We start from the raw sequence: 12,630 nt of genomic DNA, 5'->3' as shown, positions 1-12,630 counted from the left end.
GCAATTGTTGATAATGATTAATTGCTAAAAAATATTTTCTCCCAAAAACCATGTTTAAATCGTTTAAACCTACTTTTTACTAAAAAGTGCCCCCACTATATCAAAATCAACGTTTTTAGGTTATTTAATCCCCTAAATCCTGTATATATTTGGCCAACCAATACATATTACCATGGCCAAAACCGACCTGTACGAAGCACCGGATTACTACCAGATAGACGAATTTTTATCAGAAGAACACAAACTTATCCGCCAAAGCGTGCGCGATTGGGTGAAGAAAGAAGTAAGCCCAATTATTGAGGATTACGCGCAGAAAGCCGAGTTCCCGAAACAGCTTTTGAAAGGGCTTGCGGAGATAGGAGCTTTCGGCCCTACCATCCCGGTTGAATACGGCGGCATGGGCCTGGATTACATGGCTTATGGTATTATTATGCAGGAGATAGAACGCGGCGACTCGGGCATCAGGTCTACCGCATCGGTACAGGGTTCGCTGGTGATGTACCCTATTAATGCTTACGGGTCTGAAGAGCAAAAACAAAAATACCTGCCAAAACTGGCCTCGGGCGAGTTGATGGGCTGTTTTGGCCTTACCGAGCCCGACCATGGCAGCAACCCCAGCGGCATGGTAACCAATATAAAAGATAAAGGCGACCATTATTTACTTAACGGCGCAAAAATGTGGATCTCCAACTCCCCTTTCGCGGATATTGCCATTGTATGGGCCAAGGATGAAGAAGGTAAAATACGCGGATTGATAGTAGAGCGCGGCATGGAGGGCTTCAGCACCCCCGAAACTCACAACAAATGGAGCCTAAGAGCATCCGCCACGGGCGAGCTTGTTTTTGATAACGTAAAAGTGCCAAAAGAAAACTTGCTGCCAAATGTTTCGGGATTAAAGGGCCCGCTTGGCTGCCTTAATCAGGCTCGTTATGGTATAGCGTGGGGCGCATTGGGCGCGGCGATGGATTGTTATGATACCGCACTCCGTTATTCTAAAGAACGCATTCAGTTTGGCAGGCCGATAGCAGGCTTTCAGCTGCAGCAGAAAAAACTGGCCGAAATGATAACCGAGATAACCAAAGGCCAATTGCTGGTTTGGCGTTTAGCCACTTTAAAGAACGAGAACCGTGCTACCCCGGCGCAGATCTCTATGGCTAAGCGTAACAGCGTGGAAATTGCCATTAATATTGCCCGCGAGGCCCGCCAGATGCTGGGTGGCATGGGCATCACCGGCGAGTACCCGATAATGCGCCACATGATGAATTTAGAATCGGTAATTACCTATGAAGGCACGCACGATATCCATTTGCTGATAACCGGGATGGATGTTACCGGCGAAAACGCTTTTAGTTAATTATTTTAGGTTGTTTTATAACTAAAATATTCTGCTGAATATTATATTTGTTGGTGAGGTGTTTAACTGCCCCTAAAACGTTGATGTACGAACTTAAGTATTCTGCAAGGAAACTCCTAAACTGTAATTGGTGGCTTTTTTTACTAACGCTTACGATAGTATCGTGCGGAGAGAAAAAGGCTGTCGATGATGGAAACTATTCTGAAGAATATTTAACGGTGCAAACCAAAGCCGACAAAATTTGGGGCCTCAGAAACAGCGATGCGGCTGTTCGTTTTATGGATTCGGCCTTTAAACGCCTGCCAAACCCTACCATTAACGATCGTTTTCGGTTTTATGCTTTTCATTACGTGCATTACCAAAAATTAAAGCACGAGTATGAAACCGCCTTGTTATATGCCGACAGCATGGTTGCCATAGCCAAAAACAGCGTAACCCCCAAACAATATTCTATGAACTACGCCGAGGCCAACTTTGCCCGCGGCGATTCGTATTTCGAACTGAAACAGTATACCGACGCCTATCAAAGTTATTACCAGGGCTATCTAACCGGCAAAAACTATCTAAATTTTGCGGCCCTTGGCGATTATACCTATCGCATGGGGATGATCATGTACAAAAAAGGGCATTATAAACTGGCGGCCAGCTATTTTAAAGACAGCTATAAGCAAAACAAGGTAGAAAATTACACCCTTAATAAAGATTTTGTAAGCTTTTACCGCAGGCAGGAATTATTAGATAACGTAGGCCTAAGCTACCGCCATAACGCCGATAATGATAGCGCCATTGTTTATTTCGACAAGGCGCTGGCATTGATCGACAGCAGCGCTCCCGCCTTCCCGGACAGGAAGCTGCACCTGGATATGGCCCGCGGCGTAGTTTATGGCAACAAAGCAGAAGTATATATCCAAAAAGGCGATACCGCTACAGCTATGGGCTTATTGCGTAAAAGTATAGCCATAAACCTGCAGCCGCGCTACGATAATGTGGACGCACAATTAACGGAAGTAAAACTGGGTAATCTATACCTGAAAATGAATCAGCAGGATTCGCTTAAAAACCTCCTCGGCAATTTACGCAACCAACTGGATACCATAAAAAACCCGGACGCGGAAGCAGATTACAACCGGCTTTTAGGTAACTACTATATCAAGAAGAACAACCTGCGAAGCGCAATAAATCACATACAGCGTTATAACCTGCTAAAAGATTCTATTACGGCGCGTGCCAGCCTGCTGATGGAAAGCGACGTAAATCAACAACTGGCAAATTACGAAAAGCAACACGAGATAGACACCCTGAGTAATGATAACAAGTTGCAGGCCATTTATTTATATGTTATAGGCCTTGTAGCTGTGCTGGCCTCAGCAATCATTTTCCTGGTATTTCGTAACTGGAGGCGCTCTAAAAAAGATGTGTTGACGGTAAATATCCTCAACCAGCAAATAAACGAGCAGAACCATGTGCTGGAGAACGCGCTGAACGAGTTGAGTAACAGCAGCCAGGAGAAAGACCGCATTTTACGCACCGTGGCGCACGATCTGCGCAACCCTATCGGCGGTATAGCCTCATTAACCGCTATGATGGCCGAAGACGATTATACCGACGACCAGAAAGAGCTGATAAACCTGGTGAAAGAAACATCGGTAAACTCGCTGGAACTGATCAACGAGATATTGGAAGCAACAAACATCGCTTCGGTACAGTTAAATTTGGAGCCTGTAGAGATAAACTCGCTGGTAAGCAACAGCGTAGAGTTATTACGGTTTAAAGCCGCAGAAAAGGGCCAGAAAATCCTTTTAGAACCACTGAACAAACAACAGGAACTGGTCATCAGCCGCGAAAAGATCTGGAGGGTAATTAGTAACCTCATCAGTAATGCCATCAAGTTCAGCCCAACCGGTCAGTCTATCCATGTGAGGGTAAAAACCGGTGTAGGTGAAGTGATCATATCGGTAGAAGACAATGGCATTGGCATCCCCGAAAAACTTAAAGATCAGGTATTTAATATGTTCACCAGCGCGCAGCGGCCGGGTACAGATGGTGAGAAGTCTTTCGGATTGGGCTTATCAATTTGCCGCCAGATAGTGGAAAAACACAACGGTAAGATCTGGTTTGAGAACAACCCAACCGCCGGCTCTACCTTTTTTGTAAGCCTCCCTGCGCCTGGTGTAGATAATAAAACCCGGCTACCCGAGCAGCTTAGCATACCACTGGCCTGATGATTTGACTATGCGCTTCTGCGTATCAAAATCAACATGTATCAGCCCAAACCTGGGGTGATAGCCTTCGGCCCATTCAAAATTATCGGTTAGCGTCCACACAAAATAACCAAATACCTTGCAGCCCTCCTGTTTTGCCTTTAAAACCTGCTGCAGATGGTCTTGCAAGTAGGTTACACGTTTAGGATCGTCAACAGTATCACCGGTAACCACATCCGGGAAAGCGGCACCATTTTCGGTGACGATGATCTTTTTTATTTGCGGGTAGCTATCGTACTTTTTCAGCATATGATAAATGGCGGGTGGATGCACTTCCCATTTCATAGCCGTCAACTCAACAGCACGTTTTTCGGCTTTAACCAGTGTAGCGCCGATGTAGGGAGTAAAAAAAGAATATTTTACAATCTCTCGCGTATAGTTCTGCAGGCCGATAAAATCAAAATCAAAGCTCATGTTATCCTCGTCGCCCGGCTTAAAATACTTTTGAATCCCTTTTAGAGCCGCAACTTCCGTGGGGTAGCCTAAACCCAATATCGGCTCTAAAAACAAACGGTTTATTAACGCTTCTGCACGCCCGGCAGCAGCTACATCTTTAGGCCTGTTAGAATGTGGTTCGATATGCGAGCAGGAGAACGTGGTGCCTAAATGCACATGGGGCAGTGTTTTGCGCATCACCTTTGCGCCTGCCACTAAGCTCAAAACCACATGGTGCACCGCGGGCAGGAAATTTCGCAAGCCCATTCTGCCGGGAGCGTGGATACCTAAAAAATAACCTGCACCGGTAAAAACGGCCGGCTCGTTCATTACCATCCAATTTTTTACCCGGTCGCCGAAAGCGTCGGCACAAATTTGTACGTAATTGGTAAACCAGCCAATGATGTCGCGGTTTGTCCAGCCGCCTTTGTTTTCCAAAGCTTGCGGCAAATCCCAGTGATAAATGGTGAGCCAGGGTTCAACACCTTGTGAGAGGCAATAGTTTATAACCTTATTATAATGATCTATCCCTGCCTGGTTTACTTCGCCCTCGCCCTTTGGCAAAATGCGCGGCCAGGCGATTGAAAAACGAAAATTCGGAATGTTAAGCTTTTTTACCAGGTCGATATCCTCCCGGTAATTCTCATAAAAATTGCAGGCGGTTATGGGTGTATCGCCGTTAAGTATCTTGCCTTTTTTGGCAGTAAAGGTATCCCAGATAGACGGTCCTTTTCCGTCGGCACCACAGGAGCCTTCTATTTGCAGGGCGGCGGTAGATACCCCCCAGGCGAAATCATCGCCAAAAAGTTTTTTATCGAGTTCTTGTCCTGCTTGTTCAGATACCATTAATTTGAGCTAATGCGAGGCCCAAAATGTACATTATAATTGTATAAACGAAACGCTTTCGTAAAAATTAGTGCTTAAACGATGAACGCATGCTTTTTAAAAACAGGTATTCGCGTATATCGTTGATGATGGCGGTTAGTCTGCTGAAGATTTTCATTGTCGCGGTGTTTTATTGTTTATGCTAATGTACGTAGGTGATGTGTGCTTAACGTGTTGTTTGTGTTATGATTAGGTTAAGGGGCAGGAGAACCTAAAACGTAGTTTAAATATCGAACACCGAATTTCCAATATCGAATAATGAAGTGTTTGGTTCGGGCTTATAGGTTCATAAATTCATTATTCGAAATTATTCCGACTTTAATATTTACCCCACCCTGTTTAAATTTCCACTAACCGTTGCGTACTTTTGCGCTGATGAAAAACTATTTTATCCGCCTGTTTAATTACGATGCCCATGCAAACAGGCAGATGAATGGGCTGATAGCGCAGTTTGGTGACATGGAAAAACCCAGAGGCTGGATGGCGCACCTGCTTGCTGCCCAACAGATCTGGCTTTTACGCTGCAAAGGCTTGCCTGCCCCCGGTGGCCCGTTATGGCCGGATAACAATACCGAAGAAATGGCAGGCACAATCACCACAAACAGTACCAACTGGCTAAACTACCTGGAAACGCTACAGCCGGAGGATTTCGACCGCATTATTACTTATAAAACCCTGAAAGGCGATGACTTTGAAAACACGCTGAGCGATATACTGGCGCATGTGATAAACCACGGTACGCACCACCGCGCGCAAATTGGGCAACACCTTAAACAAGCCGGAGCTACCCTGCCCGCTACCGATTATATATTATACGTACGAGAATTATACAAAACCACATCATGAAGAAATTATTTGCCATCGCCGCGTTAAGCATGCTATTTTTTAGCTGTGCCGATCCTCAAAAACAAGAAAAAGAACTGCTTGACCAGGTGATCGACATTCACGATAAAGTAATGGCCAAAGATGAGCAGGTAATGAAAGCAAAAATTCAGCTGGATACCCTGCTGAAGAAAGATGCATTGCCAAACCCGGATACTGCGGCAACCAGTCTGCTGAAACTGCTTGACAATGCCGACGCTAAAATGGAGGACTGGATGCATAAGTTTGATGCCGAGAACAAAGGCAAATCTCATGATGAAATTATGGCTTACCTGGCCGACCAGAAAAAACAGATAGAAGCCATTGATAAAGATTTTGATATTGTGATAGAAGCAACAAACAACTACAAAAAATCGCTGATAAAAAAATGAGGAAACTGGCTACGCTGATTGGCGTAATATTACTTTACGCAGCTTGCAAAAATGGCGGCACGCAGGCAACACTGCCCATTTATGGCAACCGGGATACCAAAACCATCACCAAAGATGGCAAACAAGTGGTAGATACCATTTACCAAACCATCCCGGCATTTAGGTTTGTGAACCAGTACGGCGATAGCATTACCCAAAACAGCCTGAAGGGTGATATCTACGTAGCCGATTTCTTTTTCACCACCTGCCCTTCTATCTGCCCTATTATGCACCGCAACATGCTGAAGGTTTATAGCGAGTTTAAAAACGTGAGCGATTTTAAGATCATATCCCACAGCATCGACCCGAAACATGATAGTGTGCCTATACTAAAAAAATATGCCGACGGCCTGGGTATCAGTGGTAACAGCTGGTGGCTGCTGCAGGGCAAAAAAGACGACACCTATAATCTATCTGCCAGTTACCTGGTGCGCCGCCCCGAAGAAAGCGCAAAGGAACTGTTTATACACGATGGCTATTTTGTGCTGATAGATAAGCAAAAACGAATCCGCGGCAGCTACGATGGTACCGACGAAAAAGACGTTGCCCGGATGATAGGCGATATCAAGACCCTCCGCGCTGAAACCAACCCCCAAATTGCCCAATGAAGTTTAAAATAATTGCCGGCCTCGTTTTAATACTTTCGGTAATTATTGCCTCCTGCGGAAGCGCGGAGGATATGGAGTTTAAGCGCTACTACTTAGGCGGCGAGCAATTATACAAGCAAAGATGCCAGAATTGCCACGGCACCAAGGGCGAAGGATTATCAAACCTCATCCCGCCGCTAACGGATAGCACATTCCTCAAAACAAATAAAAAACAGCTGGCCTGTATTGTAAACAACGGGCTTAAAGGCGCCCTGGTGGTGGTAAACGGTAAAAGTTTTGTAGGCGATATGCCTGCAAACAACATTCCACCTGTCGATATCGCCCGCATACTCACTTATATAACCAACTCATTCGGTAATAAAATGGGGACGGTCAAATCGGAGGATGTGGCGTTAAGTTTAAAAGATTGTAAATAAGTTTTATCAATCATATAGTTCGAATAGTTAGGGCGTTCCCTGCGGGCCGGGCTATCCGCTCATACTGCGCAGGCCTTAATCACATGGCCGGTATCCGCTCCTATCCCTAACGCAAAAGGCAATGCTATCTTAATATAAAACAATACGTTAAGTCAAATAGCTGTCGGTATCCAAACACAAACCCATACCCGTTGTTAAATTTATAAAACAGATATTATGGAACAACAATTTGACGCGGTGCTTACCGGATCGGACAGCGAAGTAAACGGTATTGCAACCCGCCTTGATAGCGGCGCTTATGAATTTAATTCGCTGGATGGCAGCCTGCAGCTCATTATCGCCCGCGATGCCGATGGCAAATGGGAGCGCGTAGCCGGTACCGAGCCTTACTTTAGCGGATGGATTGATGAACTTGCGGAGCAAATTCCCACAGCTATAGATATTTAATATGGAAAAACGAGAATTAGGCAAATCGGGGTTAATTGTACACCCCTTTGTTTTCGGCGGCAATGTTTTCGGTTGGACGGCGGACGAGAAAACGTCCTTTGGCTTGCTGGATGCCTTCATAGATAGTGGCTTTGATTTTGTAGATACGGCCGATGTATACTCTAAATGGGTGCCCGGCCATACCGGCGGCGAATCGGAAACCATCATTGGCAACTGGATAAAACAAGGTGGCAAGCGCGATAAAATTATCCTGGCAACCAAAGTGGGCAAGCCCATGGGCGAAGGTAAAACCGGCTTATCAAAAGCCTACATTACTAAAGCGGTAGAAGATTCGCTTAAACGGCTGCAAACCGATTATATCGACCTGTACCAATCGCACGAAGATGATACCAATACACCGCTGGAAGAAACCCTCGCCACCTTTACCGACCTTATTAAACAAGGTAAAGTACGCGCTATTGGTGCATCTAATTATAGCGGGGCCCGCCTGCGCGAAGCTTTGCAGGTAAGCAAGGATAATGGCTTCGCCCGTTATGAGAGCCTGCAGCCCGAGTATAATTTGTACGCCAGGGAAGATTACGAACACCAGTACGAATCGCTCTGCAGGGAGAATAACCTGGGTGTTATCACCTATTTTTCGCTTGCCAGTGGTTTCCTCACGGGTAAATATCGCTCAGAGGCCGATCTGGATAAAAGCAAGCGTGGCGGCGGTATCAAAAAATATTTAAACCCGCGTGGTTATAAAATTTTGGCCGCCTTAGACAAAGTTGCCGCAGAATATAATGCTACACCCGCTGCCGTTGCACTTGCCTGGGTTATGGCAAGGCCGGGCATCACCGGGCCAATTGCCAGTGCAACCAGTATACAACAGTTAAAAGAAATTGGCAAAGCCGCCGAACTCAACCTTAGCCCCGAAGCTACAGAATTGCTCACCACCGCGAGCAGCTACTAAAAATTAAAACAAAAAAGAAGCCTCCCGGATATCAGGAGGCTTCATCATCTATATATATTGGGGATGTAATTGCTTAGAATCTTGCGGGGCGCATAAAACCGCTTTGCCTTACCATTTGACGGCCGCCGCCGTTGTTTTGGGCTACCTGCCCGCCACCACCGTTGCCTCTGTCGCGGCCGCCACCGTTTTGGCTACCGCCACCGTTTCCGTGCTGGCCACCGTTATTGGTAGGTTGCTGAGGCTGTTGTTGCTGGCCACCACCATTTTGGTTGCCCCAGCCGCCACGGCCACCGCCCTGATTGCCGCCACCGTTAGATGGTTGTTGCTGTTGGCCACCGCCATTTTGGTTGCCCCAGCCACCACGGCCACCGCCCTGGTTCCTGTCTGGTTGTGATGGTTGTCCACCACCCCAGCCACGTCCGCCGCCCTGGTTTCTGTCGGGTTGTGATGGTTGCCCGCCACCCCAGCCACCACGGCCACCGCCCTGGTTCCTGTCTGGTTGTGATGGTTGTCCACCACCCCAGCCGCCGCGTCCGCCACCCTGGTTTCTGTCTGGTTGGCCGTAACCGTTGTGATCGTTACGCTGTGGTTGTCCGTAGCCTCCGCCGCGGTTATTGTCTCTGCCCCAGCCACCGTTATTGTTGTTGCCACGGTTGGCGTAGTCGTTATTACGACGGTTCCAGTTACCCCGGTTAGGGTTACCTCCCCAACGGCCACGGTATACATCGTGGTTCATGTATGGCCTGCGGCCACGTACTTCAAACCTGCGGGCGCTGCGCCAATCGTAATTGCGATATGCTCCGGGTAAATATTGTGCCCTTATCCAGCGGCCGCCGTCGTTATAAAAATAGCATTGTAATGGTATGCTGTAGTAGGCTTCCACTTCGGGTAAGTAGTAGTAATCATCGCTGTCGTCAAAGTCGTCATTATAAATAACTTCGGGTTGTGGCGCAGGCACGTATACATGCCTTACAGGGATATTTAAGCCAATATGTACCGATATTTGGGCCTGGGCTTTGTTTGCAAACAAACCGGCTAAAACCACTGCGGATAATAAATATATCTTTTTCATGTGTTTCAAATTTTATACATCTATGACGGCATCGGTCTACGAAAGTTTAATGCCAAATACCAATAATACTACAGGCCAATATCCAAACAGAACATAATTCTTACATACCAACCAAATAAAGAATTAGATTTCAATAAGTCGAGTTCAGTAACGGTTTAGCAAATCAAGATTTCCTTGCGGACGGTAAAAAATATTTTGCCCATTGGTAACAGTATTGTGATTATCGCTCCATAATGCCAAACTGATTTCCGTATCTCCTGTTAATTGGTTAATTTGAAGATCAAAACATTTATTATGAACAACATCAAACAATTAAATTTTTTACCCGTGTTCGCAATCGCCTGCCTTAGCTTTTTATTCACGGCGTGCAATGGCGATAAAACTAAAACCGCCGGGGCGGATAGCGCCGTCACTGATACCTCCGGCCCCGGCTTAACGCTTCCAACTGGTTTCAGCGCGGCGGTTATTGCTCATGACCTCGGTAGCGTTAGGCATATCGCCATTACTCCGCAGGGCGGCATCTATGTAAAACATAAAAGCGCAGGCGGCAACGCAGGCATTTTATACTTAACCGAAGCCAATGGCGCCGCTACGGTAAAAACATCCTTCGGTACTTTTGACGGTACCGGTATTTATGTAAAGAACGGATACCTGTATGCTTCCTCGGATGAGGAAGTTTTCCGTTTTAAACTGAATGCCAATAACGAAGTAGAAACCCCTGATAAACCGGAAAAAATTGTAACTGGCCTTATATCCCGTAGCCAGCATGAGGCGAAGGCTATTTTGCTGGATGATGCCGGTAACTTATACGTAAACATTGGCGCTTATTCCAACTCCTGCCAGGTGAAAGACCGCACCAAAGAATCTCCGGGCCAGCCGGGCTGCCCAATACTTGATTCGGCTGCGGGCATCTGGCAATTTAAAGCTGATAAGCTAAACCAAACCTATAAAGACGGCCAGCGCTACGCTACCGGCCTGCGCAACGTGGTAGGTATGGACTGGAACAAAACCAGCAACAAACTTTATGTAATGCAGCACGGCCGCGACCAGTTGCATGATAACTGGCCGGCACTGTACACCGAAAAACAATCGGCCGTATTACCGGCAGAATGTATGTTTGCCATGAACAAAGGCGATAATGCCGGCTGGCCATATGTATATTACGACCAAGAGCAAAAGAAAAAAATTGTAATGCCGGAGTACGGCGGCGACGGCAAAAAAGAGGGCGACAGTAAATTTATCGACCCTGCCGCAGCTTTCCCGGGCCACCTCGCTCCTAACGGTTTGTTATTTTATACCGGCAGCCAGTTCCCCGAGAAATATAAGAACGGTGCGTTCATCGCCTTCCACGGCTCATGGAACCGTGCGCCCGAGCCGCAAGCTGGTTATTTTGTAGTTTTCCAACCGTTAAAAGATGGCAAAGCCGATGGCCCGATGGAAGTTTTTGCTGATGGTTTCTCTGGCTCGGCAGAAAATACTGCCAAAGGCAGTGCAACCCACCGCCCATGCGGCCTGGCACAAGGTCCCGATGGTTCTCTGTATGTTACCGATGATGTGAAGGGAACTATTTATAAGATAAGTTATAAAAAGTAAGGCCACTATACCTCGCATAAAAAAGGGTGCACCGATATCGATGCACCCTTTTTTGTTATCCGCTTAGCGTGTATTGGTAGGCTAAGCTTTGCTGCATTTTTTCCTTTACGCGGTCTATGGCTTCTTCGCTTTCGTCGCGCTGGGTTTTGGCGGTTGCTTCCATGTAAGCGTTCCGATACGCTTCCAGGGCTTTGGGCCATTGCCTGTTCTTTTCGGCATACAGTCCCAATAGTTCGTATATAGAAGCGGTATTTACGCCGGGCGTTGCCAATGCTTTCGCTGAAACGACGTCTACCTGCCTGTCCATCTTCAGGAATACCACCAGGCTCAGGTAATGAAAATAATTATCAGGGAACAAAGGCTCCAGTTCCATACAGGTTTTAAAGTGGAAGCCTGCGGTTTGGTAATCCTTCAAATCGTAATAATATATTTTACCCAGTTGGTGGTGTGCACGGGCGTAAGTAGCATCGTCGGCAATAATGGCATTCAGCAGGTTAAGCGCCTTAGGCGTTTCGCCAAACGACAGCTCGTCAACAGCCTGCAAATACTTTTCTTCAATAGTATAATAAGTGTCCATAAAATTAAATTATGCATTCCTGCGGACAGATGTCTGCGGGGATTTGTGTTCGATAAAAAATTAAAAATTGTTGTCCCGGGTTGTGCCGGCGGTACTATGAGGAGAAATGGATCCTTGATGCAAAGCTCTCCTGCTGCGTGCCCATGGGCCGCATATTGGTGGTGGAGTAAGCGTGATTTAAAAGCATCGTTGTATTATTTGTGGCGAAAATACACAGGATGGAACAAAAAAGCAAACACGATTGCAGGATTTTTTGATTTACACGATTATGTGCAGACTGAAATAGAGGATGTTGCATATTCTCTAAACTCGAATTTTTGGAATTAACGAATTAGCAGAATTGGATTTGAGGATTATTCTACGAGAATAAAGAATTCTGCGAATTCCAAAAATTCGTCAAATTCGAGTTCAGACAAACCATCTTACGCCGCAATCCGGTTCATCTTCACTACCTCTATCATGTAGTTATTCATTAGCTCGTATTCGGAGATGATCACGCTGAAATCTTCGAAACGTAAGCCGTCTTCAAAGGCATACAGGGTATAGCCGCGCTTGTTGCCATCGTACTCGCCAAGCTCGTATACTTCTTCGTAATTTTTGCTTTTGATCTTTGCGCCGCTTACCAGTTGGTAAGAATCGGATATATTTTGGAATGTAATGTTCTTCATAGTACTGATGCCTATGCAATTACTTTGCCAAAGTTTTTTAGGCGATTTGTGTCCTCTATTATACCGGCCA

13 protein-coding genes are annotated in these 12,630 nt (G+C 46.2%); 9 read left to right on the top strand and 4 right to left on the bottom strand.

From position 1 onward, the window contains the following. Positions 1 to 172 precede the first annotated feature (172 nt). Together IDJ77_RS25955 and IDJ77_RS25950 are read left to right on the top strand one after the other, a co-directional pair. Positions 173 to 1,354, top strand: a complete 1,182-nt coding sequence (locus IDJ77_RS25955) for an acyl-CoA dehydrogenase family protein (protein ID WP_191191914.1) — start codon at positions 173 to 175, stop codon at positions 1,352 to 1,354. Positions 1,355 to 1,437: 83 nt separating this feature from the next. After that, a complete protein-coding gene (locus tag IDJ77_RS25950) occupies positions 1,438 to 3,576 on the top strand; it encodes a tetratricopeptide repeat-containing sensor histidine kinase (RefSeq protein ID WP_191191913.1) in 2,139 nt (712 codons plus the stop codon). Here IDJ77_RS25950 and IDJ77_RS25945 read toward each other — a convergent pair. Continuing rightward, positions 3,544 to 4,896, bottom strand: a complete 1,353-nt coding sequence (locus IDJ77_RS25945; protein WP_191191912.1) for a GH1 family beta-glucosidase — start codon at positions 4,894 to 4,896, stop codon at positions 3,544 to 3,546. The two genes, IDJ77_RS25950 and IDJ77_RS25945, sit on opposite strands and share 33 nt — an antisense overlap. Positions 4,897 to 5,310: 414 nt before the next feature. Between IDJ77_RS25945 and IDJ77_RS25940 the strand changes: the two genes are divergently transcribed. The 6 genes from IDJ77_RS25940 (at position 5,311) to IDJ77_RS25915 (ending at position 8,650) form a co-directional block, all read left to right on the top strand. Continuing rightward, positions 5,311 to 5,781: a DinB family protein gene (locus IDJ77_RS25940; RefSeq protein WP_191191911.1), complete on the top strand. Its 471-nt coding sequence runs from the start codon at positions 5,311 to 5,313 to the stop codon at positions 5,779 to 5,781. Beyond that, on the top strand, positions 5,778 to 6,188 hold the full coding sequence (locus tag IDJ77_RS25935) for a hypothetical protein (protein WP_191191910.1): 411 nt from the start codon (positions 5,778 to 5,780) through the stop codon (positions 6,186 to 6,188). Before IDJ77_RS25940 ends, IDJ77_RS25935 begins: the two co-directional genes overlap by 4 nt. After that, entirely contained in the window at positions 6,185 to 6,835 is a 651-nt protein-coding gene (locus IDJ77_RS25930; protein WP_191191909.1) for an SCO family protein, read from the top strand. The genes IDJ77_RS25935 and IDJ77_RS25930 overlap by 4 nt, the downstream gene beginning before the upstream one ends. Beyond that, a complete protein-coding gene (locus IDJ77_RS25925) occupies positions 6,832 to 7,251 on the top strand; it encodes a c-type cytochrome (RefSeq protein WP_191191908.1) in 420 nt (139 codons plus the stop codon). The genes IDJ77_RS25930 and IDJ77_RS25925 overlap by 4 nt, the downstream gene beginning before the upstream one ends. Positions 7,252 to 7,467: 216 nt before the next feature. Continuing rightward, on the top strand, positions 7,468 to 7,698 hold the full coding sequence (locus tag IDJ77_RS25920) for a hypothetical protein (RefSeq protein WP_191191907.1): 231 nt from the start codon (positions 7,468 to 7,470) through the stop codon (positions 7,696 to 7,698). A gap of 1 nt (position 7,699) precedes the next feature. Then, the gene (locus tag IDJ77_RS25915) at positions 7,700 to 8,650 is read left to right on the top strand and encodes an aldo/keto reductase (protein WP_191191906.1); all 951 of its coding nucleotides are present in this window, start codon (positions 7,700 to 7,702) and stop codon (positions 8,648 to 8,650) included. Between the two features lie 73 nt (positions 8,651 to 8,723). On the opposite strand, the gene IDJ77_RS25910 is transcribed toward IDJ77_RS25915, so the two are convergent. Then, positions 8,724 to 9,722 (bottom strand): hypothetical protein, encoded by a 999-nt coding sequence (locus tag IDJ77_RS25910; protein ID WP_191191905.1) that lies wholly within the window; start codon positions 9,720 to 9,722, stop codon positions 8,724 to 8,726. 294 nt (positions 9,723 to 10,016) lie between these two features. On the opposite strand from IDJ77_RS25910, the gene IDJ77_RS25905 reads away from it, so the two are divergent. Beyond that, positions 10,017 to 11,315 (top strand): PQQ-dependent sugar dehydrogenase, encoded by a 1,299-nt coding sequence (locus tag IDJ77_RS25905; RefSeq protein WP_191191904.1) that lies wholly within the window; start codon positions 10,017 to 10,019, stop codon positions 11,313 to 11,315. A 55-nt stretch (positions 11,316 to 11,370) separates the two neighbouring features. Here IDJ77_RS25905 and IDJ77_RS25900 read toward each other — a convergent pair whose 3' ends face one another. Continuing rightward, a complete protein-coding gene (locus IDJ77_RS25900; RefSeq protein ID WP_191191903.1) occupies positions 11,371 to 11,892 on the bottom strand; it encodes a tetratricopeptide repeat protein in 522 nt (173 codons plus the stop codon). A gap of 422 nt (positions 11,893 to 12,314) precedes the next feature. Continuing rightward, positions 12,315 to 12,560, bottom strand: coding sequence for a hypothetical protein (locus IDJ77_RS25895; RefSeq protein ID WP_191191902.1), 246 nt, complete (start codon positions 12,558 to 12,560; stop codon positions 12,315 to 12,317). Between the last annotated feature and the right edge of the window lie 70 nt (positions 12,561 to 12,630).

The sequence above is a fragment of the Mucilaginibacter pankratovii genome (assembly GCF_014773265.1).
In the GTDB taxonomy this organism is placed as follows: Bacteria; Bacteroidota; Bacteroidia; order Sphingobacteriales; family Sphingobacteriaceae; genus Mucilaginibacter; species Mucilaginibacter pankratovii.
Note: the sequence above shows the minus strand (reverse complement) of the source record. Positions and strands in the feature narration are given on the sequence as shown.

Coding starts and splice junctions, on each gene's coding strand:
- IDJ77_RS25955 (WP_191191914.1), top strand. CDS start 173: ATGGCCAAAACCGACCTGTACGAAGCACCGGATTACTACCAGATAGAC.
- IDJ77_RS25950 (WP_191191913.1), top strand. CDS start 1,438: ATGTACGAACTTAAGTATTCTGCAAGGAAACTCCTAAACTGTAATTGG.
- IDJ77_RS25945 (WP_191191912.1), bottom strand. CDS start 4,896: ATGGTATCTGAACAAGCAGGACAAGAACTCGATAAAAAACTTTTTGGC.
- IDJ77_RS25940 (WP_191191911.1), top strand. CDS start 5,311: ATGAAAAACTATTTTATCCGCCTGTTTAATTACGATGCCCATGCAAAC.
- IDJ77_RS25935 (WP_191191910.1), top strand. CDS start 5,778: ATGAAGAAATTATTTGCCATCGCCGCGTTAAGCATGCTATTTTTTAGC.
- IDJ77_RS25930 (WP_191191909.1), top strand. CDS start 6,185: ATGAGGAAACTGGCTACGCTGATTGGCGTAATATTACTTTACGCAGCT.
- IDJ77_RS25925 (WP_191191908.1), top strand. CDS start 6,832: ATGAAGTTTAAAATAATTGCCGGCCTCGTTTTAATACTTTCGGTAATT.
- IDJ77_RS25920 (WP_191191907.1), top strand. CDS start 7,468: ATGGAACAACAATTTGACGCGGTGCTTACCGGATCGGACAGCGAAGTA.
- IDJ77_RS25915 (WP_191191906.1), top strand. CDS start 7,700: ATGGAAAAACGAGAATTAGGCAAATCGGGGTTAATTGTACACCCCTTT.
- IDJ77_RS25910 (WP_191191905.1), bottom strand. CDS start 9,722: ATGAAAAAGATATATTTATTATCCGCAGTGGTTTTAGCCGGTTTGTTT.
- IDJ77_RS25905 (WP_191191904.1), top strand. CDS start 10,017: ATGAACAACATCAAACAATTAAATTTTTTACCCGTGTTCGCAATCGCC.
- IDJ77_RS25900 (WP_191191903.1), bottom strand. CDS start 11,892: ATGGACACTTATTATACTATTGAAGAAAAGTATTTGCAGGCTGTTGAC.
- IDJ77_RS25895 (WP_191191902.1), bottom strand. CDS start 12,560: ATGAAGAACATTACATTCCAAAATATATCCGATTCTTACCAACTGGTA.